Origin of the sequence: Pseudomonas coronafaciens pv. oryzae str. 1_6 (assembly GCF_000156995.2) — a bacterium.
GTDB classification, from domain to species: domain Bacteria; phylum Pseudomonadota; class Gammaproteobacteria; order Pseudomonadales; family Pseudomonadaceae; genus Aquipseudomonas; species Aquipseudomonas tremae.
On record NZ_CP046035.1, the window covers coordinates 53473 to 76007 of the forward strand.

Consider the following 22535-nt stretch of genomic DNA (forward strand, 5'->3'; position numbering starts at 1 on the left):
CGTGGGTGATAAACGGAATATAAATTTACTGTACAGGGACTTAATAATAATTATGGTAAAGATTACCTCTTCCGGATTTACTGCCGTTTCAGAGCTTCAAGACATGGACAGGGCCTCGCCCGCGGTCAGTCCTCCTCCCTCCCCATCGCCAGAACCCTTGGCTGCCGAAAGTGAGTCGTCTCGCAGAGGCGGCATGCGAAATCGACCTCATGCAGGTTTGAATAGCCAGGTGCTCGGACTGCAAGCCGTGCCGTCGCAGTCTGGAAGGCGTGTTCGCGTCAGAAACGATGCGCAGGGAGAAAGTGTCATTAATGCCTGGCTGGCAAAGCGACCGCCGGTTCGCAGCGAAACCAGTCTTGGTAACGACGGCAAGCTACTGCGCTATGCCGCTGTACCCCACGACCAGCAAGCACCGAGCAATGAGGCCTTTTTCACCTCCGTACCTGGCATGTTGATGGCAGTTTTGACGGTCCATCCGCAAGTCGAGCGAGGTATCAGCGGGGAAATAAACGCTGATGGCGTAGCTGCCCGACTTGCCGAACCGCCAATAGGATTATTGACAGGGGTCTGGCAGTCTTCCCCGGATCGAGCCTATCTAGAGCGAGGCGGTGTGGTTCATGCCGCAAGTCTGGAAGGACGCTGGACGCCCCTGACGCTGCCTGGCATGGATCGCCGTGAGCCACTGCGGATGATTGGTTTGCAGGCGGACGGTCGTGTCTATGTACATAACGGCAGTCAACTCTGGCGCGCAACCGAGACGTCTGCCGAGTCCGTGGCAACCCAGCGACCTCCTGCAGGTGCGGCAGTACGGATTGACGCCGGTGGCGAGGTGCAGTGGCTGCATAAGGGAGTGCTTCATTCGAATGGCAGTTCCCGTGCTGTCGAGCTGTGGCGGTCAGCAGCCAACAGCCAGGGTAGCGAGCAGAGCCCGGCGAGCCCCATTGATTTCCTGCCATTGCCGAGCGGCAACGCTGCGCTGGTCCTTGATGATAAAGGACGCGTTTATCAAGCCGAGCTGCAAGGTAACGGGCCTGTAGAAGCCCACCGGCTGAACTTGCCTGACGATTTTTCGCGGGCTAAAGGCTGGGCCGTGACCGCTATGGGATTGTCCAGGGACGACACTGTTCACCTGATGCTGCAGGATCAAAACGGTAGGCGCATGAGCTTGCAGCAAGCGCCAGGCGAGGCGCTGTTTCGTCCAGCGTATCTGCTGGATCGCCCCTTGCTGCTGCTCCACACCGAGGGACTGCATGTTCCATCGGACGCAGATGTGCAGTCGCGTGTTCAGCTTGATGGTCATGCTCAGGTGGGGCATATAGACGGCGTGCTTCATTATCAGCCTGCTCCCGACCAGCCATGGGAGCGGTTAAAGCAGCCCGGTGGCGAACCGCTCACCGGTGTCACATCTGTTCACTCATCTGCGTCGGGATTTATTGACAGGAAACCGGTTTTTGCTTTGTGTGGTGATGCCCGGCAAGTCTTCGAACTGAAGCTGGAGGGGCGAACCTCATGGTTGCCGAGTGATGCCGAACTTCCGCGTTATCCTGCGGGTGGGCCCTTGGCGGTCGTACCGGATACGGTCGGGGTACGTACCGGTCTTATCGCGCAGTTTGACGAGCCAGTACGCGCGCTGTCGGTTCACAGCAATCGTCGGAGTGTCGCGCTGACAGAATCGGGGCGATTAGTGGCCGCCGCAGGTGGCGAAGCCCGCCAGCTTCCATCGTTGCAGCGCCCCCTTGCCATCGCTATTGGGCTCAACGATCAGTTGCTCGTACTGCATCATCCCCATAACCAACGGCCTCAGTTGAAACGGTTGAGCGCAAACGATGACTGGGAGCCGGTGCAGATAGAGCTGCCGGGCACTGTTCATCCTTCAAGTCTTCGTGCCACTCGAACAGGGCAAATACAATTACAACTGGGAGAAAACTGGCACACATTACTGCCTTCAATGACGTCACACGACAACCAGCCTTTGCCGGCACGCGTAAAGCCTGAGCCGGAGGGGGATGAAGTGCCTTCGGAGAACTTTCTTGCGGGTAGCAACGCCCTCGCCAATCAACAGCAAGCCAGTCGTATCAGCACACCGCATCATGACGCGTCATTGGTGACAACGCTGTTGGGGACAACAGCAAATAACCCGCTGACCACGGCGTCAAGCCTGCAGGCAGTGGTTGATACAACTCGCGCTCAGGTTGGCGCATTGACGAGGGATGTATTGGGCGCAGCGGTGAATAGCACGGCGCGGGCAATGGCACACACGCTTGGCGTCGTTCTGCCACCGACCCCTCAGGAGAGACGCCTGGCCGGTTTCCACAATGAGGCGAAACTAGCTTATGCATCAGGCAAAACGCTGTTCGAAAATCTGCCGACGCTCGCGCAGGTGCGTGTCGATTTGGCCGTAGGACCGTCTGACGGAGAACGGTTCGGGCTGTCACATCAGCAAACACAACGCTTGTTGAACCTGCGAGAAGAGAAACTGGAAGCCTTGTTGCGTGACTTGCGCAAGATCGGCTTCCATGAAGGCGTAATCATGGGCGATATGGGCGGCAGTGACAGTGCGCATGATCTGAGTTCTACCACCTCTACGCCGACGTTCCGGATGGCCGAGCTATGGCGACGACAGCACTCGCAAGTGGATAAAACGCTGTCTTCCGTCGGGTTGTCCAGGTCGGAAGACATGTTGCCGAACCTCAACATGAGCATTAAAGCCCTGGCTGCAGGCGCTGCGCTTTACGCTGATCGTATGAGCGAACGTGAGGCTGAATTGCTGGGTGTCTTGTACGAGGTCAGCGAAAAAATGATGCGTGCCGGCGTACGTTTACCGGCTGATGATGGATACGCTGATAGCGCCAGTCGCAATGCTCCCTACGGTTTGCGAACAGCAGGGTTGGTTGCCGGGCTGGTGGATTATGACGAGCTGTTGAGAAGCACTGACGCGCAGGCACTCGAAATGGCTGATAAGCGTCAGCAAGATGCCAGGCTTCCGGCGCTGTGCAAACTCGGCCTGTCTTCGTGGGGGCAATTAGCAGCCTTCGATGACGTGGTGACGACGTTTCGTGAACAGATAACGTTGCCGGGATCGGCGCGCCGCACCCAGTTGCTCAAGAATCTTGGCTTGCCGCCCGATGCCAAGCCCGACGAAATGGCGGCGCGTATGTCCGACCTACTCCTGGATCTTTTCAACAGAAGTACTTTTTTCTCGACGCAATCGCGTGGTCTGGAACTTCGCGGTTCGTTGGGCGCGTCTGACTGGAAGCATCTTAATGCGTTCAGCGTCGGGGTGACTGGCGAGGCGCTTCAGGTGCTTGGTGTAGAGCGTATCGGCGATGGCAAGGACAGCGATGCCGGGCTGGTCGCGTTTTTTGTGCGCCATTCCAAGGCCTCTGTAGCAGCAACGTCCGGGGTAGGAATCGACTTCAAGCCGGGCGCTGGCAGCGGCGGACGTGTTCTTGATGCGCGGCCGGGTCGTTCGATGAACTCGACTTGGGGAGGCTCCGGCAACCTGAGCCTGTCCGGTGCGTATCAACATGGTCAGGGCGCCGCCGTAATCATCGCGCCTTCGACGATTTCCGATTTCGTGCGGCTGTTGTTCGACGTCGATCACCCCGATAGCACCCAAATCCTGCGCACCGGTGTGAATGGTGGTTCGATTGGCCTGGACCTGTTTGAAACCAATTTGAATGCGTCTGTGGGGGCGAACGTCAGCGTGTCGCCATTTAGCTTGAGCCAGAAATACGGGCCACAAAAGCCGACGGCAGCTGCTGCAGTATCCAGTGCAGACAACCGGCGCAGTACCGCGTCGATGGCGTTGTCGGCAGGCGGGACAGCTCAGGCTGGCGCGCACTGGGGCCAAATGGAGTTGCATCTGGATCACGCCTGGGCAGATATCATCGGTCTGGAATTTCAGGGGCGCACGGATTTCAATCTTGAGTTCAATAGCAATCTGAACCTTGGGGGCTCGCTGTCTTCTGCACTCGGCAATAACCCTAAAAAGCTGATAAATGCGTCCACTGGGAACGGTAACTTGCAGCTCGCCGGCATCCGCGTTGCGTCAAGCGATGTGCAGTTGCCGACCGATGCCGCAGTGGACGATAAGCGTCGGGGCCCTTTTTTGTCGACGGCCAGCTATAAGCGCACCTTTGATACTGAGGTCGCCAAGCCTGTTACGGCCAAGGAATGGAACATTATGCGTCAGCGTCTGGCCAGCGCCTTTCCTGACAATAGCGGAGAGTTGAGTGCCCTCAATTACTCTGCCAGCGCTGGCCAGCGTATTGCAGCAATCGAACAGATGATCGACCGCATTCAGGGTCCCGAGGCGCGCAGGGTGGAAGCCGGTGGTGCCCTTGAGGGTGGGGCTCTGCGCCGTCAGCGCTTCAATGCGGCCAGAGAAATGTCGGATGCGCACAGCAGCGTGTGGCGTGCGAGCTCCGAAATTGACCGCGCCTCGGTAGTGGAGATGCTGCATCAATTACGTCAGCAGGACCAAAGCGCCGTTCAGCACCGTGCCAGGGCCATTCCGGGGGCGCGCGTGGAGTTCAACCTGTTCGGGCGTGAATCTCTGGAAACAGTAGTCTTTCACGCCATCGGTCATCTGGGGCTTGGCAGCAAACTTAACGACCTGGCGGAGCTGCGTCGCAAGATACCTGGCCTTGATCAGGTCATGCTCTGTTTCCAGTCGTTGCCCAACGTCAATCAGGTGCGATATGTCTTCGAGATGCGTCCACAGGCGAGGTTCGCCATCAACGACGCGTTACTGGCACGGGAGCAGAACGCGTCGGCACGCGCGATCGGTTTGCAGGGCCCCTCTGCAAGCGAACTGAATTGGCGCGGCGTTCTGGACAAGATCAAAAACACGCCTGACCTGTATCGACTGGCGGCGATTGCCGTACACAACACCGATGAAAACCCGGTGACTTCAAGAATAGGCCTGCCGCTGTTGAATGTTTCGGCCACTGGCGCGACATCGCATCAACTGTTCGAAGCAGAGATCCAGTTCCGCTACGGTCTTTATGACGGTTTGCAAGGTATTGAAGTACTGGAAGCCGGAAACAGAGCGTTGCAGAGACCGTTAAGCGCATTACAAGGATTCGGTCTTCAGGCCTTGGGGCAGAGAACGCAGGCTGGGGAAGTTCCTTACTCCCCTCCGTCGCCGCGTAGAGAGACAACGATACGCGCCACAGGCGATGTTGCTGAGCGAACAACCAATGACCTGATAAGCCAACTTGACGGTAGAGTTCAGCGTATGAGTTCGGCGCTTAAGCGTGAGGCGAAGGCTATCGGTTCGTTTCAGCAGGTTTATGGGCTGACGTCCGCACATATAGACAGGCTGCTTGTACGCATCCCTGAATTGCCAGTGCCTGAAATTGATGACCGTGCCGCTGATGGAGAAGGCGCGCAGGGGACGTTTGCGTCGCTTGATCGATATCATCAGACACTGGATCAGGCTGAGCAGGACATGCGTCAGGCCAGCGAAATGGTTTACACGACAACTGGCGATCAGACCGCGCAGGAGGAGAACCCGGCTTCGGCCCATCTGCTTACTGTTGAAACGCGTCGGCGTTCACTCGGAAATGCCATAAGAACACTTGCTGAAGAAGGGGCGAAAGTGGGCACGGCGACTGGGCTTGAACTTAACCGCATCTCATCGCAAGTGGATGACAAGGTCGCACGTCGAGACGCGCTCCTGATGCAACTTGAAAGCGGCGGTCAGGAGGGCAGTGGCAACAGCGAAGAGATGGCGTTGGAGCTGCAAAGCATTAATTCATCGCTGCAATGGCTGCGCGCCCACTGGCTTGGCGAGCAGCAAGCGATGGACGCGACCGCTAAACGCCTGGACCAGGCAAACCGCGCTGCTCTTGAGGGTGAGCGCAGCTTCAGCGATGCCGTACGTGACATGACGTGGGGCGAACTCGATAAGACGCAGCGGTGATTTCGCTGTTCCCTGCAACAACAAATGAAGCGGCCTGAGGGTCGCTTCATTTGTTTTGTTGATTCGTCAGTCGTTTCGCTGATGGTCAACGTTCGTTATACAAACCGCGCGTGCTCAGCGCTGATACGTGACCTGTGCCACGCAAGTTCTTTATAACGATTCCCTGACCACCAGTGGGCAATCCACCTGCTGGGTGCCTGAAACTTCGAGACCTTCTATCAAGTGCCTGGCGGCATTGCGACCGATCTCGTAATACGGCAGTTGCACCGTGGTCAGTGCAGGGATGAACAGTTCGGAGATGCCGATCATATTGTCATAGCCAAGCACGGCGACATCACCGGGGATTTTCAGGCCACGGCCCAGCAGCAATTGGTAGGCACAAAAGGCAATGCGGTCATTGCCGCAGATCAGAATGTCGAACTGCGGACGGCCATCAGTCATGTGCCGTTCGAGGATGCCTGCGGTTTCCCCATAGGCGTCATGTTCGGACAGGTTGTATTGCAAGAGCTCGCCGGTAGCCAGGCCGAATGCCTGGCAGGCACGCTGCATACCCGCTTGCCGAATTTTCCAGGCCAGGCTCTGTTTTGGCAGATTGATAAACAACGGGCGTCGATAGCCCTGGCTGAACGCGTGATGCAAGGCGCGATACTGCCCGGTTTCGTCGTCTGGCACATAACTGACGAGGCTGCTGTCATCAGCCACGCAATTGGCGAGCACCAGTGGTTTGCTCTTCAAGCGCTGCGGAATGCTCACTTCGCGCAACCCCATGGCGCTGAAGATCAACCCGTCAGGCCGGTGTGACAGCATCAGGTCGATGTTCTGGTCGGTTGGCGGGTTGCTTAGCAGGTTTAGGATAAATACGTTCCAGCCTGCTTGCTGCGCGGTCTGTTCGATGGACAGCAGCAGCTCGACCGCGAAGGGTGTTGTTGCGGTGTCCAGGGCAAACACGCCGATCGTTCGTGTCTGCAGGTTGTCGCCGCGAATTCTGCGAGCCGACAGGCTGGGTACGAATTGAAGCTCGTCAATCGCGCTGCGGACTCGCTGATAGGTCTCGGGGCTCAGTTTTTCCGGATTATTGAGCGCTCGAGACACCGTCATCAGGGAAACACCGGCCAATCGTGCAACGTCTTTAACTGAGGTCATGCGAGGCGGGGCCTGTCAGGTTGACTGATGATTATCATGCTACAGAGGCCTGATTTTTTTCGCGACGTCAATGATTTACCTACACGTAGCCCGAGGAGAGTGTCCAGGCGTTTGCAATACAGACTCGGCCTCCGGTTCCGTTGGCAATCAGCTTGACCCCCAGGCTGTCGTTCTGTGGATAAAAGCGGCTGCTGAGGGTGAAGCTGCCATTTTGGTCGAACACCTCGATGGAGGAGCGATCAAGGAAGACTCTCAGCTCGAGCCGGTCCTGTTGCGGATCTATTGCCACGCTGCGTTGACCGAAAACGTGGGTACCCGACTGGTCACGGTCCAATATCAAGCGCTTCAGCGAAGCATCGTAGTAAAGCAGAGTCTGCTCTTTGCCATCTGTGCTGCAGCGCAGTGCCACGCCAAGGCGGCCTTTGATGCAGTCGCGCAGGTCCAGGCTCACATGAATTTCGAGCAGGTCGCCGTGTACATCAGTCAGCCACCGGGTACCCGCTTCGCTCCACCATGAGGTGCCTGACATCGACGTGTTGCGCAATGCCGTCAGTTCGCGTGCGGGTTGCACGCAAAGGCGATCGGCACGCAATTCAAGTTCGCGCGGAAGGCCGAGCATGCCGCGCCAATGATGCGCCGCGCTGGGGGTCGGGCTCTCCCACATATCGAGCCACGCCCACACCAGACGTCTGCCATCGGCAGCCACCAGCGTTTGCGCTGCATAGAAGTCGTGGCCGTTATCCAGCTCGATGAAAGGCCCGCCAGTGAACTGCCACTGCCTGTCGACCTGACCTACTCGGTAGCCGGTATGAAACTTGTTCAGTCGCTCGTAGCCCTCAGCGGGCATGCCTTGGGGCGAGTAAAGCAGTACGTCGCGTGCGTCGAGGCGAAACAGGTCGGGGCATTCCCACATATAGCCATCGCCCTCGTTGCCGGTGGACACATAGTTCACGAATTCCCAGACGTGCAGGTCCGCAGATCGATACAACGGCAGTAGCGGCGTGTCACCCAGACGCGCGCCAGCAATCAGGTACCAATGGTCATCCTGCTGCCAGACCTTGGGGTCACGAAAATGAATAATCGCATCTTGCGGCGGGGTATCGATGACGGCGCCATGTTTGGTAAAGCTGATGCCATCGACACTCGTGGCCAGGCACTGCACCTGACGGATAAAGCGCTCGTCGCCCACGTCACCCAGCCAGGTGTGCCCGGTGTAGATCAGTGCCAGGGTATCGCCACACACCACGGCACTGCCGGAAAAACAACCGTCCCGGTCGAAGTCAGCGCCGGGTGCCAACGCAATGGGCAAATGCTGCCAATGGACCAGGTCAGCGCTCTTGGCGTGGCCCCAGTACATTGGACCCCACTTCGCGTCGAAGGGGTGGTGCTGATAGAACACGTGATATTCGCCGCGAAAGTACACCACACCGTTTGGGTCGTTCATCCAGCCAGCAGGCGGGGCCAGATGATAAGCGGGTCGATAATCGTGGACGATCTGCGACAGGCCATCCTTGAGCGCATCGTGCGCACGCTCGAGGGCGGCGGGCATTGGATCGCTCATGCCATTCACACAAACACTCATAGGGTACCCGCCTGTACGACGTGCGCCGTGGTGTCGTTGGTCTGGTGCTGATGGGTATTTGGGTGTCGCCTCAATGCAACGCCATCGGCGTCGAACAAGTGCACATTGCCGGTATCCAGTTGCAGCGCGACCCGGTCGCCCACTTGCCATCCGGCTGTGGCTTCGCAACGACAGATCAAGGGTTCGTTCTCGCCTGTAGCGAGGTGTACATAGACCTCGCTGCCCAGATATTCAACGCCGGTCACGCTAACGCCACTGCCACTGTTTGCAGCACCGAGGGTTATATGCTCCGGACGTACGCCCAACGTCAGTTGCGCGTCGTCAGCCAGGTTCGAGCTGTCGAAGGGCAGGAATGCCATGCCCAGTGCCGGGATATCAATCAGGCTGCTGCGGTTCGCCGCGTGCAGGCGCACTGGCAGGAAATTCATTCTGGGCGAGCCCAGAAAACCGGCGACGAAGCGGCTGGCGGGGCGTTCGTAGAGCTCGCGTGGCGAGCCAATCTGTTCGACCCGACCGCCGTTGAGTACGACAATCTTGTCCGCCAGGGTCATGGCCTCTACCTGGTCGTGAGTGACGTAGATCATGGTCGAGCCCAGCCGTTGATGGAGCCGGGCGATCTCGTTGCGCATCTGCACCCGCAATGAGGCATCGAGGTTGGAGAGCGGTTCATCGAACAGCAAAATATCCGGTTCCCGCGCCATGGCTCTGCCCATTGCCACACGCTGGCGCTGTCCGCCAGACAGTTCCTTGGGCTTGCGTTGCAACAGCTTGTCCAGTTGCAGGATTTTTGCGGTTTTCAGTACGCGTTCACGCAGGCTGCTTTTTTCGGTCTTGGCCAGCTTGAGACCAAAACTGATGTTGTCGTAAACGCTCATGTGCGGGTAAAGCGCATAAGACTGAAAGACCATGCCGACGCCACGCTCGCGCGGTTCCAGTGCGTTGACGCGTCGTCCGTCGATCAGCAGGTCGCCGCCACAGATCGAATCCAGCCCTGCGATCAATCGCAGCAATGTCGACTTTCCGCAGCCCGATGGCCCAACGAACACAACGAACTCACCTGCAGCGATCTCCAGGCTCACGTTGCGCAGAATACGTACGCCGCCCAATTGCTTGTTGATGTTGGCTAGCTTTAATTTCATCACGATGCTGTTCCTTGTCATGATTGTGCATCAACCCTTTAACGCGCCGGCAGTGAGGCCGGAAACGATGCGGCGCTGGAATATCAGCACCAGAATCACCAGCGGGACGGTCACAATCACCGACGCCGCCATCAGCAAGCCCCAGGGCAATTCGTGGGAGCTGCCACCCGAAATCAGGGCGATGGCGACCGGCACCGTGCGCTGGGCGTCTGTCAGGGTGAAGGTCAGGGCAAACAGGAATTCGTTCCACGCGGCAATAAAGGCCAGCAGGCCTGTGGTGACCAATGCCGGCCACAGCAGCGGCAACAGCACACGGGTCAGCGTGACCCAGGGCGAGGCGCCGTCCATGATGGCTGCTTCTTCCAGTTCATGCGGCAGTTGCCCCATGAACGTGGTCAGCACCCAGACGGTGAAGGGCAGGGTGAAAATGGTGTAGCTCAAAATCAACGCCCATGAGGTGTTATAGAGCCCCAGCATGCGGATGACTTCAAACAGCCCCGACAGCACCGCAACCTGCGGAAACATAGAGACCCCGAGAACCATCATCAGCACCGTGCCGCGCCCACGAAACTTGACCCTGCCCAAGGCATAGGACGCTGTCAGGCCGAGAAACAACGCGAGCATCACTACACACAGCGAAACCACGAGCGAGTTCGCGATGGCCTGAAGGAATGAAGGCTGGCTGAGGACCGTCGTGTAATTGGAGAAGTCGGGTTCGGTGATCCAGTAGCTCGCCTCAAACAAGGCACTGGAAGGCTTCAGCGATGTCACGATGGCGTAGTAGAAAGGGAAGATCGCGTAGAACAGCAAGATCCCGACAAGGCACCAGAAACCTGCGCGCAGCAGTGCTTTCTTCAGTTGGCGCAGGTTCATGAGCGCACCTCCAGTTGGCGGCGTCCGAGGTACAGATAAAGCATGGCAATCACCGCCACCACCAGAAACAGCAGGGTCGAGGCTGCGCTGCCATAGCCGACGTCCTGAAACTCCACCAAATGCTGGCGGGCATAGACAGACATGCTCATGGTGCTGGAGGAGTTGGAAGTCAGGACATAGATGACGTCGAAGACCCGCAACGAATCGAGGATGCGAAAGATCGCCGCGACCAGCAAGGCCGGCATCAGCAGCGGCAACGTGACACGCCAGAACACGCGCAACGGATGAATGCCGTCGACTCTGGCGGCTTCGTAGCAATCACTTGGCAGCATCTGCAGGGCTGCCAGCATCAGCAGGGTGACGAAGGGAACGGTCTTCCAGACGTCGACGATGATGACTGCCCACATAGAGAGATCCGCATCTGCAGTCCAGGCCAGAGGCGCATCGATCAGGCCAAGGCCCAGCATCAGGTGGTTGATGATGCCGAACTGATCATTGAGCATCCATGACCAGATCTTCGCCGAGACAATAGTCGGGATCGCCCAAGGGATCAGAATCAACGCACGGACCAGCGCGCGTCCAGTGAACTTGACGTTCAACAGCAATGCCACCAATAGTCCCAGGATCATCTCCAGGCCTACCGACACCACAGTGAAGTGCAAGGTGTTGCGCACTGCGTGCCACCACTGTGGATCGACCAGAACGCCTGACCAAAGGGTGCCGTCGTAAAACAGATAGTTGCTCAAACCGATGAATGAGCCAGCTTCAGTGTCCGACAGGTCGGCGTCAGTCAGGCTGAACCAGAATGTGCGCAGCAACGGCCAGGCCGCCACCAGCGTCAGGCACACCAGCATCGGCGTCAGAAACAGCCAGGCGGCCCGTACCCTGCGACGTTGTACAGGCGTTTCTCGAGTGATGAAGGCGTCGTCACCGGGAAAGTCGATAGAAGAGGAAGGCATTGTGAGTTCCTTGCGTGTGGCTTACCAGTTGCGTCGTTTGATGCGCTTCAGTTCGGTTTCCAGTTCAACCAGTGCCTGATCGACCGGTAAATCGCCCGCCAGCACGCTATGCACCCTGTCAAAGAATGCGTTGGATACGCGCGGGTAGCCGCTGGCGGTGATAGCGGCGGGGCGCATGACCCCATTGCTGAGAATGCCGCGCAATTGGGTGTAATAAGGCATCGCGGCGAGCAACTCGGGGTCGTCATAGAGCGACTCGATAACCGGGTTGTAAGCGCCTGCCAAGGCACGCTGTTTTTGCTGTCGGGCGCTGGTCAGGTAGGCCACCAGCTCTGCCGCCAACCTGGGGTTGCTGCTGTATCGCGAAACCGCCAGGCCCCAGCCTCCGAGCGTGGAGGCATGGGTACCGTTTGCGCCGCCTCGGGGCAGGGGCGCGATGCCGACCTTGTCTTTTACGGCGCTGTCCTGGCTTTGCACCAAGGCCCAGACGTAAGGCCAGTTGCGCATGAACAGCGCATTCCCGGACTGGAACACACCACGTCCTTCTTCTTCGGTGTAGTTGAGTACACCGCGCGGAGAGATGACGCCGACCCAGCTTTTTGCCAGGGTCAATGCGGCTCTTGAGGCCTGGCTGTTGACCACGATGTCTCCTCGTGGGTTGATCAGCCCGCCGTCCGGCTGGCTGCTGATCCATTCCAGGGCATTGCACGTCAGCCCCTCATAGGCGCGCCCCTGGAAGACATAACCCCACATATTCGCGTTCCCTGCATCGCGCTCGGCTTGTTGCACTTGCGTGGCCGTAGCGGTCATTTCCTCCCAGGTCTGGGGGATCGGCTTTTGGTACTTTTCGAGCAAATCCTTGCGGTAGTACAGCAGCCCCGAATCGGTGAACCACGGCATCGTCACCAACCGGCCATCGACCGTGGCGTTGTCTACCTGCGCCTGGAAGTAGCCTTTTGTAGCATCCGCCGGGAGTAGCTCATGCAAATCCGTCAGGTGTTTGGCGAGCATGCCTGGCCAAACCATGTCGATCTGGATGATGTCGATGTCGGTGGATTTGGCACTGAGGATCTGCTGGTAAAACGACAGGCGCTCGGTTGCCGAGTTGGGCGTCGACACCACTTGGACATTGTTGCCGGTCTGTTTCGACCACGTATCAACAGCCTCTTTGCACAGTTGCAACTCCGCCCCGACGGCCCCGCAGGAGATCGTCAGATTTGCGGCGTTCGATAGCGCAGAGCCCCCCGCAGAGGAGGTGAGCAGCACGGCGGCGAGAAGAGATTTCAGCTGTTTCATAGAGCCCTCTTTATTTTTGTTTTTATAAAAGTTAACGTTAACATCGTTAATGTAACAGCGTATTTTCGATGTGGCACCCTTTTTTCTTCGATTTGCACGATTCAGCCTCGAAGGAAAAAAGGCGTGGCCTACGCCACAAAAACAATAAAAACAAAGCAGGAAGTCCATATGCAGAACGCATCAAGATGGGTACTCGCCGGGGTGCTCGGTACCTCGACGACGGTCACTCAGGCAGCCACTCTGGAAGAGCGGATGGCCGCATTCGAAGCCCGTGCCAGCGCTGCTGAACAGCGTGCAGCCGCAGCCGAACAGCAAACCCGGGCGCTCGCCAGGGAGCTGCAGCAAATCAAACTCGCCAACCCTGCTTTGCAGCCTGCCGCCTCTGGTGCTGCCCCTGTTGTGGCGGCCAGTCCAGCGCCTGCCCTGGACGATCGCGTGGCAAAACTCGAAGCACGCCAGCAAAGCATGGAAAAGCCAAGCGTTACCGGGCACCTCACCGACGGGTTCAGCTTCAAGGGTTATGCTCGCTCCGGCTTGTTGATCAACGACGGGTTGGGCGGCGGTCGTGGTGGGCCCTATACGACCCCGGCGGGTTCGGTCGGTGGCGCGGTGGGGCGGTTGGGTAATGAAGACGACACCTACATGCGTTTCGACCTGTCGAAAGAAATCTACGCGCAGAACGGCACTCGTTCCAAATTCACGGTTTCCATCGCCGATGGCGTCGAAAGCTACAACGACTGGACGGCCACCGAAAGCAAACTGAACGTGCGCCAGGTGTTTACCGAACTCGACCACATCGCCGCTTTCAAGGGCAATTCAATGTTCGAGAACTCCACGCTGTGGGCCGGCAAGCGCTTCGACAGGGATAATTTCGATATTCACTGGCTGGACTCGGACGTGGTCTTTCTGGCCGGGACCGGCGGCGGTATTTACGATGTGCAGATGACCAAGGACTGGCGTTCGAACTATTCCTTGATCGGACGTAACTACGGCGATTTCAGTGAGGGCGGCGTCGATGCCGATGTAGAAAGCTACATCCTGACCTCCAACCAGTTTTTCGACGATGGTCAGTGGCAGTGGATGTTCAATGCCATTGGTGCAAAGAAAAACGACATAGGCACTCGCACCAATCAGGCCGGCTTTGCGCCTGCAGACTCGGGCTTGCATTCCATGCTGGCCATCCACCAGAAAGACTTTTTCGGCAGGGAGGGCTTCTCCAAGGCCGCGTTGCTTTATGGGCAAGGCCTGGGCGCGCAGGTTAAGGACATTGGCTCGGATGGCGAACTGCTCGACGACGCCCGTGCACTACGTCTGGCGCTGTATGGCGAAACACCCATCGCGCCTGGATGGCGCATCGGCCCCAGCCTGCTGGCCGAGCAGAGCAAAGACCGATACGTCAAAGGCGACGACTATCGCTGGCTTACTCTGAACATGCGCCTGGCCAATGAAATCAACAGTAACTTCGAGATGGCCTACGAACTTAGCTGGCAAACCATGGACCTGGACCCCAAAGGCTACCTGCAACGCAATGCAGTTGACGGCAACTTCTGGAAGTTTACGGTCGCGCCGACATTCAAGCCGGACATGGGCGATTTGCTCACCCGTCCCGAATTGCGAGTGTTCGCCAGCCTTATGAACTGGTCCTCGGACTTGGACCGATATAGCACGACCGGCAATTTCGGCAAAAGCGACTTCAGCGCCGGTGGCGTATGGCAATTCGGTGTTCAGATGGAAACGTGGTTTTAGTGGGAGTGTTTCAGACATGCCATTGAGAAAATGAAGCACTTGAAGCTCGGGCGGCACTAGCGACTGAGGGAAGCACCCTTCGCTTTCTTGTGCCGCTGGAATGGTTCTGGGGGCTGGCTAAGGGGATTCAGTTAGTGCTCAAGCTGCGTGGTCCACTTACAACATGAGCTACTGAGGCTTGTAATGACGAGGAGCAAAGGCTTTGAGCAAAGCTTCAGGTCAACGCTAAAGCGAAGCGATGCTCAGGAAACTAGAGCTTTTCTGAGACTTGGCAGCTGTCTGGACCTGCATTTCGCTTAAACCGGAATACGGCTTGGGTTAATGCAGCAGTCCGCTGGACTGAGACGGCGCAATCACCGCATTTTCGTTGAAATGCACGACCAGCTCCAGCAAGTGATTGACCGCAATCCCGACGCCAGACACCAGACAAGCTTTTTCGGTATTCACAGCCGGGATGATCAGCGTCCGCTCGCGCAGCCATCGCAGTAGGCAACACTCCTGAAAAGGCCGAATCGCCCCCCACAACGCCTGCTCGCCCAAGCATTCGACATCCTGCAACGCAACCAGAGGCATTTGCCCGCTGGTGACCATCAAACCCAGCGCAATCGCGATGTCAAACCGAACGCCATCTTTGGGCAGATCAATCGGGGCCAGATGAAGCGTGATATACCGCGCTGGTATACCAGTCCGGAATTCAGAATGGCGTTGCGCACCCGGTTACTACTCTCTTTGCGCGCGATTTACTAGCTACTTAACAGACAAAATCAAAAAATGTTCTCCCTTCAATTAGCACCCCGTATGTGCCAGATTGTAGAGGGCAAGCAATCTGCCACTACCGACAAGCACAAGGAGCGGGCTGTGTTCACAAAAATCAATAAAATTAAGAATTTCGCTGTCTTCAAGGAGTTTGACTGGGACGTTTCAGTCAGGGATGAAGGCAGGACCATAGGTAAATTTAAAAAGCTGAACATTATCTATGGCCGAAATTATTCCGGGAAAACCAGTCTTTCAAGAATTGTCCGAAGCCTAGAGTTAAAAAAGAAGCATGATAAATATCAAAATGCAGAGTACAGCTTCTCACATGAAGGTCCTGAACTATTAAATCAGCAAAATTTAGACACTTGCCAATACAGCGTCAGAGTGTATAACAAAGACTTTGTTGACGATAATCTTCGATGGCTTTCAAATCCTGACGGAAGTATAAAACCATTTGCTGTCTTAGGTGATGAGAACATTGCACTCGAAAAAGAAATCGAAGAAAAGGAAAGTCTGCTCGGAACAGAAGATACTATTGGTAGTCTGCGGAATCGACTAAAGATAGAGTCAGAAGATTTAGCGGCAGTTCAACGCCGAGTGAAAGCAGCACAAACTGGATTAGATAACAAACTTCGTGACAAAGCTAACGGTCCTATAAAAACAAATCCGAACTATAGGCAATTCACGTATACGATTGCTAACATCAAGGCTGATATTGCCGCTCTAGATAAGAAGCCACAGCCCACACTTATGCCTGAACAACAAGCTGAATTAATTACATTGTTGAGTGATCAAGCAAAACCCGAAATAGTGTTTAGTGAAAAATTTATTGATAAAAGAAACACGTTCTTGGCGGAAGCTCGGATCTTGCTTGAAAAAGAAGTTAAGCCGACACAAAGCATTCAGGACTTAATTAATGATGCTTTATTGCAAAAATGGGTCCGCGAGGGAATTGAAAGCCATAAAAATATTCGTTCAGCTTGTGCCTTTTGTGGTAGTCCAATACCCGCAGACCTATGGAGAAAATTAGACGCGCACTTTAGTAAGGAGTCCGACAGCTTGCGGACGGACATCCAAGCGCTTTTAGATAAAGTCAATACAGAGCGAGAGCAGATACTTAAATCGTTGCCGATAAAACAGTTAGATTTTTATAGCACCTACCATGAAGAGTTTTCAGGCCTAAATGAGCAGTTTTTAGAGTCTATTAAGCAATATGATAATAACTTACTATTGATTGCTACTGTATTGTCATTGCGTCTTAACGATATTTTTCGCATATTCCCCACGCCCATATTAAAACAGGAAGATTCAAGCATAGATGCAGTCTATAGCTTTGTGTCAGAAATGGTAACAAAACACAACAAAAAAACGGAAACCCTAGACAATGACCAATCAACCGCAAGAAGCGTATTGCGTCTCGACGAAGTTTCAAAATTTTTAACCGACATATCCTATAAAAAAGAGCTTGGCGCAATAGATGATTTCAAAGAAGAGATTACTTCAAAAGCCGATACCAAAAGCAAGACAAGTACAGAAATACTTCAGCTTGAAAAAGATATTCAGAAGTTAAAGAACAAACTCAAAGACGAAAGAAGAGGAGCTGAGCGCGTAAATCACTACCTCGAAAATCACTTTGGTCATACCGGATTAAAACTATCGGCGTTAGATAACGAGGCGGTAACAGAAATAAACTTTAGAATATTTCGCGGTGATTTACCTGCGGAAAATCTCAGTGAAGGAGAGTGCAGTCTCGTCGCTTTTTGCTACTTTATTGCGAAGTTAGAGGACGTTGAAACACAGGGAAAAGAACTTGTCGTATGGATTGATGATCCAATCTCAAGCTTGGACAGCAACCATATTTTCTTCGTCTATAGCCTCATAGAGCACGTACTTGCAAGTCCAATAAAGATGCCAAATCAAAAAAACACCTACAAATATAATCAGCTTTTCATCTCGACTCATAATTTAGACTTCTTGAAATATCTTAAAAAACTATCCAAGCCGATGGATAATTCCCTCAAGCCCAAAATCGACTGTGAGTACTTTATACTTGAGCGTTCGAACGATGTAAGTCATTTGAAGTTGATGCCCAAGTACCTGAAGCAGTACGTTACTGAATTTAACTATCTGTTCAGCCAGGTACATGCTTGTGCTAACTCGACAGCTATAGAGATCGGGCATGAATCATTTTATAACTTCGGGAACAATCTCAGAAAATTCCTTGAGGCTTATCTATTTTACAAGTTTCCGAATAACAAATCTAATGATGAAAAGTTGAAAGCTTTTTTTGGAGGAGACCAAATAGCCACAAGCTTGGCCAATAGGATTAATAATGAGCTATCGCATCTGGAAGAAATGTTCGATAGAAGTATGAGGCCTCTCGATGTTCCCGAAATTACTAGGCTAGCAAATTTTGTGCTGGACACAATTAAACAAAAAGACCCTGACCAATATCAGGCACTTCTAGACAGCACTAATCTTCAGTAACTTACATCCCTGTCAAAGCAGAATTGAAATTCTGCTTTGACAGGGAGTTTGGTTTTAATCGAAATCAAAAGAAGCAAGCAGAATAAAAAAGCCATCACAACTCGCCCTCGGGTAATGAGGCTCGATCAGGTTGATCAGTCTCTTTTCAGCGTACTTGACGGTGGCGAAGGTCATCTGCTTCATCAAGCATCTCGGCGATTAAGATCAGACATTCTACAAGATATGAAAGTCTTCTTCAGCGTTTCCCTAACCGAGCATGCGGCTGGTAATAGCGGCCAGCAATGTGGAGACGAAAATGAAGTAGAGAAATTAGCGCATGACAATTGGGTTCAAACTATGTCCAGAGTCTGCAAGCAGGCGTAACCCCTCATTCGAAGAAGACTCAACCCTTCACGAGCCGCGTATCCAGACCAAAGCGTTCCTGATGGATCACACGATATTTGTCCTTGGCCAGCTGGCAACTGATCAGCAAATTCCAGGAGTGGCGTGTGACGGCAGATGGGATAAGTACGAATGGGTGCTTAGCCAGAAGGGCGTCGGTGAATTTCTGCTGGTTCGGTGAGGCTGATGCGCTTGTCAGCCAGACAGGGTTGGGAACATCTTCCGGCTGCACTGTTTTGATCAGACTTTGATCAAGTACTTCGAAACAGGTGAGCACATGCGGAACGGTATCCAGCGCATCAAAACCAGCGTGCACTGCTACCTCAAGGATGGCCGTTGAGGGGTCAGCCGATGCGTAAACAACGTATCGACCCGGAGGGTTCCAGCGCCCACCCAGCTTATGAGCACCAATGCCGCTGTCCCAACTGTCCTTGTAGATCTCGCGATCAAGCCGCCATGCGCGCCATGAGTCAGTCCAGGGCAATGGATTCACTGATAGACACCGTACTCGATACGCTCCAGGTAGTCTTCGACTGCCTGGAACCCGATGGGGTTGTCGATAACGTCCAGCGGTATGTCGCCATCCAAGTATTTGCAGGGACGCCCGAGCCACTCTTCTGCAAGCTTCTGGTTACCGAAAACATGAATAGCGTGTTCCAGAACCTTCGCGTACTGGAACGCCACTGCGCTTTGCTGGGAATTGAGGTGTACAGGCTGCTTGCTGCTGCCTTGACGCTGGATCGTCCTTATGGACTTGCCGACGATGCGGCTCATGATTTTATTTGTCGAATAAAGGTCAGAGATCGACAGCATGTCTTGTACGTCTTTAAGTTCGAAGCCTTTGACAGTCATCTTATAGACCATGACCTGACTGAGCTGACCCACGTCAGTCCTGAGCAGATATTCCGTTGGCCTTCGGGTGGTCGGCGCGGACTCGACGTTACGTGTGTTGGCGGAAACCATCATGCGTCCTCCGTGTGTGACATTTGACGCAAGTATAGCGTCGTTTGACGCATTTAATGTGGGTTATTGGGTATCGTGTTGAGCGCCTTATTCTGGAGCGGTCGATGCAAGACGTGAACTCGTTATCTGTATGCAATATTGTCCGGACGATAAAAAGCTGTGTCCCCCTGTTTGTACTGCCTCAAGCACTCCCCGTAGGCCTGACCACAATCTCACTTACATCCACCCCGTCAGGCTGCTCGATCGCATACACAAGCGCCCGGGCGATCGCGTCCGGCCCCAACGCAACTTTTCGAAACGCTTTCATTGCTTAACGCGCCGTTTCGTCTGAAATCGAGTCGGCCAGTTCTGACTCGACCACGCCGGGGCATATGACCGTAACGCGAATTTTGTCGGTTTCCTGCCGAAGGCCATCGGAGATGGCGCGGACAGCGAATTTGGTGGCGCAGTACACCGAGGCGGTCGGGGGAAACGGCGAGGCCGCCGATGGACGAGATATTGATCACCTGACCATGCCCTTGTGCTTCCATGACCGGCAGTACGGCGGCAATGCCGTGCAGCACGCCGCGAATGTTGACGTCGAGCATCTGGTTCCATTCCGCGATTTTCAGCGAGGCGAGTGGCGACAGGGGCATGACGCCTGCGTTGTTGACGATCACGTCGATCTTGCCGAATTCACGCTTGGCGAAGTCGGCAAATGCCTGCACGTCGGCTGCATCGGTGACGTCCAGCGCGCGGAAACGCACCGAGCCGCCTTGCGCTTCGATGTCTGTTGCCAGCGCCTTCAAACGCTCGGTGCGCCGCTGCACGTCATCCGCTCCGACGCGCCGTCCGAATTGATTCATGCTGTTCATCGGCCAGCCCTTTGCCTGATTGTTCAGGGCCGCAAAGAGGTTGGGCTGGGCGATGAGCAGTATGTGTACGACCCGCTCAGCTACCTTGTGGTCGCGGTGACTGTGCCGGTTTTCGGGCAGGTAATTGAAGCGAGTTGCGACGCACCTTATCTATGTATTCGTCTGGATTTCGACCCTGTGCAAATCGCCCGGCTTATTGCCGATGCGCCGCTCAGTGGCGTACCGGACGAGCCACAGCGCCGTCTGTTTCTGGATCGCATTGACCAGCTTCTGCTTGATACGGTGCTGCGACTCGTGCGCCTGCTCGATACACCCAGAGACATCGGCATGCTCGCGCCGCTGGCGCTGCAGTATCAGAAACAATTGCGACTGCAAGAGGCCCGATGGTTGATGATCAATGAAGGTCTGGATGTATCCAGCGCCTGCTACCGCGTCGGTTCTGAAAGCCCTTTGCAATTCAGCAGGGAGTACAGCCGCCAATTTGGCTGCCCGCCTTCAACAGACCTGAGCCGGGTACGTCAGATAGTCTGACGCAGCGTCATGCAGTCACTGCCTGGGCGCTGTCAGATGCGCATATTGATCCTGACTGACCCATCCCGTGAACGAACGATCATCGGCGTTGATGAACTCAACCTGGGCCGCGCCATCCTTGAAGGCCAATACCCCGACGACATCACCTTTGACGATGTAGGAGCCACGAGTGGCTTTGGCATTTGGCGTCTTCTGCAGCCATGCCTTGTCAGCCTTGACCTTTACCAGACTTATCCACTGCTTGCTTGCCGTGCGGCTCAGGTCCAGGCCTGTGGCGATTTCCGGCACCAATACATTCAGACAGCCAGAGTGTTGCTGGCCGTGCTCGATGGTCAGTGTCACACCATCAGTCGAGGGCTTTAGTGTTCCCGGATAGGCGCCGTCAGACCAAGACGCTATCGTTACGTCTTTCCCGGCCTCTACAGCGCCTTTTAGATAGAACGCACAACTGAAGGGTGGGTCTTCGCCTATTTCTTCCGCGTAGTAGCCTTCGACTTGATGCTCGGGCGTCACGGCGAGCAACAATTGCTCGTATTTGCCGGCATGCAGTGTCGAATTGTCAGCGGCGGCGGATATGCCGGCAAAGAGTGAAACGGTTGCCGTTACGAGCCATCGGAGCAGGGGAAGGTTGTGCGTCATGCTTCAGTCCATTGATGAGGAAAAATGACCTACAGGTACAGATCGCTTTCAAGAGCGTCTTTGGGTGATCAATAGACAGAGACGCCTACCCACAATCTGCGCAAGGCAGAGATCGAGAAGGGCGCGCAGATTCGTGAGCAAGTCAGGTGTCTGGCCCGCTGCGCCTGATGACACTCACCAGTCAGCGTAGCCAGCAAAACCTTACTCAGCCTTTTCAGCCTCAGTTTTTTCAGTCGCGCCTGTCTTCGCTTCCAACTCGGCCATTTTGGCCTCCAGCGCTTCAAGGCGGGCGCGGGTGCGGGCGAGGACGGCCATCTGGCTGTCGAACTCTTCGCGGCTGACCAGATCAAGTTTGCTGAAGCCGCTTTGCAGCAGGGCCTTGAACTGGGTTTCGAATTCGCTGCGGGGCACTGGCGTTTCGCCGTTGAACAGGCGGGAGGCGTGGCCGCTGAGGGCGTCGAGAAAGGCTTTGGGTGCGAGCATGATGATTTCCCTGAAACAGATGGCGGCAGTGTAACACGCATTGTCTATAGTCATTTTCAGGTGTGATGTGCACGTTTATGGGGCGCTGTGACGTGCACGCGGGCACCATTGCTGTGCATTCGCTTCATTGCGACACCGCTCTGACCGCACAAAACCTGCCCAAGAACCTGTATTCAATGAATATTCACGAGATGGCAAGCTTTCTGCTTAGTGGCTTATGACCCATGCACTGATGCAGTCGCTGTGACGAATGCAGTGCGGCAGGCGGAGCGGGGATGTTTCGTCATACGCGGTCTTCTGGCGTTGGTCTGGCCTGATCAGGCGGCCGACACGTTACAAAGCCAGGCACTGCGCTTAGACTTGAGTCGGGTTTGTTTTCCTGGGGCAAGTCCACCAAATTCGGGAGAAAGTTTTCATGAAGCTAGTCACTGCCATCATCAAGCCGTTCAAACTGGATGACGTGCGCGAGTCGTTGTCCGAGATCGGCGTGCAGGGCATCACCGTCACTGAAGTCAAAGGCTTCGGGCGTCAGAAGGGTCACACTGAGCTGTACCGCGGTGCTGAATACGTTGTCGACTTCCTTCCAAAAGTGAAGATCGACGTCGCTATCGATGACAAGGATCTGGATCGTGTCATCGAGGCCATAACCAAGGCCGCCAACACCGGCAAGATTGGTGATGGCAAGATTTTTGTGGTCAATCTGGAACAGGCCATTCGCATCCGTACCGGCGAGACCGATACAGACGCAATTTAAGCCGCCAAACCCCAACGCCC

The 22535-nt window shown here is 55.1% G+C and carries 15 protein-coding genes and 3 pseudogenes; 6 read left to right on the top strand and 12 right to left on the bottom strand.

Annotation, left to right across the window (positions count from 1 at the left end; translation table 11 throughout):
• The first annotated feature begins 193 nt into the window (after window positions 1-193).
• On the top strand, window positions 194-5929 hold the full coding sequence (locus POR16_RS00270; RefSeq protein WP_005887744.1) for a hypothetical protein: 5736 nt from the start codon (window positions 194-196) through the stop codon (window positions 5927-5929).
• Window positions 5930-6079: 150 nt separating this feature from the next.
• Here the strand turns inward: POR16_RS00270 and POR16_RS00275 are convergent, their stop codons facing one another.
• From POR16_RS00275 to POR16_RS00300, 6 genes are all read right to left on the bottom strand, one after another.
• Window positions 6080-7072, bottom strand: coding sequence for a LacI family DNA-binding transcriptional regulator (locus POR16_RS00275; RefSeq protein WP_005887746.1), 993 nt, complete (start codon window positions 7070-7072; stop codon window positions 6080-6082).
• Between the two features lie 79 nt (window positions 7073-7151).
• A complete protein-coding gene (locus POR16_RS00280; protein WP_024668931.1) occupies window positions 7152-8654 on the bottom strand; it encodes a glycoside hydrolase family 32 protein in 1503 nt (500 codons plus the stop codon).
• Window positions 8651-9796 (bottom strand): ABC transporter ATP-binding protein, encoded by a 1146-nt coding sequence (locus tag POR16_RS00285; protein ID WP_024668932.1) that lies wholly within the window; start codon window positions 9794-9796, stop codon window positions 8651-8653. Before POR16_RS00285 ends, POR16_RS00280 begins: the two co-directional genes overlap by 4 nt.
• 27 nt (window positions 9797-9823) lie before the next feature.
• The gene (locus POR16_RS00290) at window positions 9824-10666 is read right to left on the bottom strand and encodes a carbohydrate ABC transporter permease (protein ID WP_005887752.1); all 843 of its coding nucleotides are present in this window, start codon (window positions 10664-10666) and stop codon (window positions 9824-9826) included.
• Entirely contained in the window at window positions 10663-11625 is a 963-nt protein-coding gene (locus POR16_RS00295; RefSeq protein ID WP_005887755.1) for a carbohydrate ABC transporter permease, read from the bottom strand. The genes POR16_RS00290 and POR16_RS00295 overlap by 4 nt, the downstream gene beginning before the upstream one ends.
• Window positions 11626-11646: 21 nt before the next feature.
• Window positions 11647-12921 (bottom strand): ABC transporter substrate-binding protein, encoded by a 1275-nt coding sequence (locus POR16_RS00300; protein ID WP_005887756.1) that lies wholly within the window; start codon window positions 12919-12921, stop codon window positions 11647-11649.
• Between the two features lie 168 nt (window positions 12922-13089).
• On the opposite strand from POR16_RS00300, the gene POR16_RS00305 reads away from it, so the two are divergent.
• Window positions 13090-14667 (top strand): carbohydrate porin, encoded by a 1578-nt coding sequence (locus POR16_RS00305; RefSeq protein WP_054997191.1) that lies wholly within the window; start codon window positions 13090-13092, stop codon window positions 14665-14667.
• 321 nt (window positions 14668-14988) lie between these two features.
• Here POR16_RS00305 and POR16_RS00310 read toward each other — a convergent pair.
• A pseudogene (locus POR16_RS00310) lies at window positions 14989-15404 on the bottom strand (magnesium chelatase domain-containing protein); the annotation flags it as partial.
• 121 nt (window positions 15405-15525) lie between these two features.
• On the opposite strand from POR16_RS00310, the gene POR16_RS00315 reads away from it, so the two are divergent.
• Window positions 15526-17910, top strand: coding sequence for an AAA family ATPase (locus POR16_RS00315; protein WP_234887627.1), 2385 nt, complete (start codon window positions 15526-15528; stop codon window positions 17908-17910).
• Window positions 17911-18292: 382 nt separating this feature from the next.
• Here the strand turns inward: POR16_RS00315 and POR16_RS00325 are convergent, their stop codons facing one another.
• The 3 genes and pseudogenes from POR16_RS00325 to POR16_RS00335 all read right to left on the bottom strand — a co-directional run.
• Window positions 18293-18784, bottom strand: a complete 492-nt coding sequence (locus POR16_RS00325; RefSeq protein ID WP_005887763.1) for an RES family NAD+ phosphorylase — start codon at window positions 18782-18784, stop codon at window positions 18293-18295.
• Window positions 18781-19257: an antitoxin Xre/MbcA/ParS toxin-binding domain-containing protein gene (locus POR16_RS00330; RefSeq protein ID WP_024690698.1), complete on the bottom strand. Its 477-nt coding sequence runs from the start codon at window positions 19255-19257 to the stop codon at window positions 18781-18783. Before POR16_RS00330 ends, POR16_RS00325 begins: the two co-directional genes overlap by 4 nt.
• A gap of 178 nt (window positions 19258-19435) precedes the next feature.
• A pseudogene (locus POR16_RS00335) lies at window positions 19436-20057 on the bottom strand (SDR family oxidoreductase); the annotation flags it as partial.
• Here POR16_RS00335 and POR16_RS00340 point away from each other — a divergent pair.
• Entirely contained in the window at window positions 20010-20639 is a 630-nt protein-coding gene (locus tag POR16_RS00340) for an AraC family transcriptional regulator (protein WP_122381193.1), read from the top strand. The pseudogene POR16_RS00335 and the gene POR16_RS00340 overlap by 48 nt on opposite strands.
• Before the next feature lie 15 nt (window positions 20640-20654).
• Here the strand turns inward: POR16_RS00340 and POR16_RS00345 are convergent, their stop codons facing one another.
• Window positions 20655-21278, bottom strand: a complete 624-nt coding sequence (locus POR16_RS00345; RefSeq protein WP_005887768.1) for a hypothetical protein — start codon at window positions 21276-21278, stop codon at window positions 20655-20657.
• A gap of 90 nt (window positions 21279-21368) precedes the next feature.
• On the opposite strand from POR16_RS00345, the pseudogene POR16_RS26410 reads away from it, so the two are divergent.
• A pseudogene (locus POR16_RS26410) lies at window positions 21369-21446 on the top strand (addiction module antidote protein, HigA family); the annotation flags it as partial.
• Window positions 21447-21479: 33 nt separating this feature from the next.
• Here the strand turns inward: POR16_RS26410 and POR16_RS00355 are convergent.
• Window positions 21480-21761: an accessory factor UbiK family protein gene (locus POR16_RS00355; RefSeq protein WP_005887770.1), complete on the bottom strand. Its 282-nt coding sequence runs from the start codon at window positions 21759-21761 to the stop codon at window positions 21480-21482.
• A 415-nt stretch (window positions 21762-22176) separates the two neighbouring features.
• Here POR16_RS00355 and glnK point away from each other — a divergent pair, with 415 nt between their 5' ends.
• On the top strand, window positions 22177-22515 hold the full coding sequence (gene glnK / locus POR16_RS00360) for a P-II family nitrogen regulator (protein ID WP_002555808.1): 339 nt from the start codon (window positions 22177-22179) through the stop codon (window positions 22513-22515).
• Window positions 22516-22535: the final 20 nt, after the last annotated feature.

Coding starts and splice junctions, on each gene's coding strand:
- POR16_RS00330 (WP_024690698.1), bottom strand. CDS start 19,257: ATGATGGTTTCCGCCAACACACGTAACGTCGAGTCCGCGCCGACCACC.
- POR16_RS00290 (WP_005887752.1), bottom strand. CDS start 10,666: ATGAACCTGCGCCAACTGAAGAAAGCACTGCTGCGCGCAGGTTTCTGG.
- POR16_RS00305 (WP_054997191.1), top strand. CDS start 13,090: ATGCAGAACGCATCAAGATGGGTACTCGCCGGGGTGCTCGGTACCTCG.
- POR16_RS00345 (WP_005887768.1), bottom strand. CDS start 21,278: ATGACGCACAACCTTCCCCTGCTCCGATGGCTCGTAACGGCAACCGTT.
- POR16_RS00355 (WP_005887770.1), bottom strand. CDS start 21,761: ATGCTCGCACCCAAAGCCTTTCTCGACGCCCTCAGCGGCCACGCCTCC.
- POR16_RS00275 (WP_005887746.1), bottom strand. CDS start 7,072: ATGACCTCAGTTAAAGACGTTGCACGATTGGCCGGTGTTTCCCTGATG.
- POR16_RS00280 (WP_024668931.1), bottom strand. CDS start 8,654: ATGAGTGTTTGTGTGAATGGCATGAGCGATCCAATGCCCGCCGCCCTC.
- POR16_RS00295 (WP_005887755.1), bottom strand. CDS start 11,625: ATGCCTTCCTCTTCTATCGACTTTCCCGGTGACGACGCCTTCATCACT.
- POR16_RS00300 (WP_005887756.1), bottom strand. CDS start 12,921: ATGAAACAGCTGAAATCTCTTCTCGCCGCCGTGCTGCTCACCTCCTCT.
- POR16_RS00270 (WP_005887744.1), top strand. CDS start 194: ATGCGAAATCGACCTCATGCAGGTTTGAATAGCCAGGTGCTCGGACTG.
- glnK (WP_002555808.1), top strand. CDS start 22,177: ATGAAGCTAGTCACTGCCATCATCAAGCCGTTCAAACTGGATGACGTG.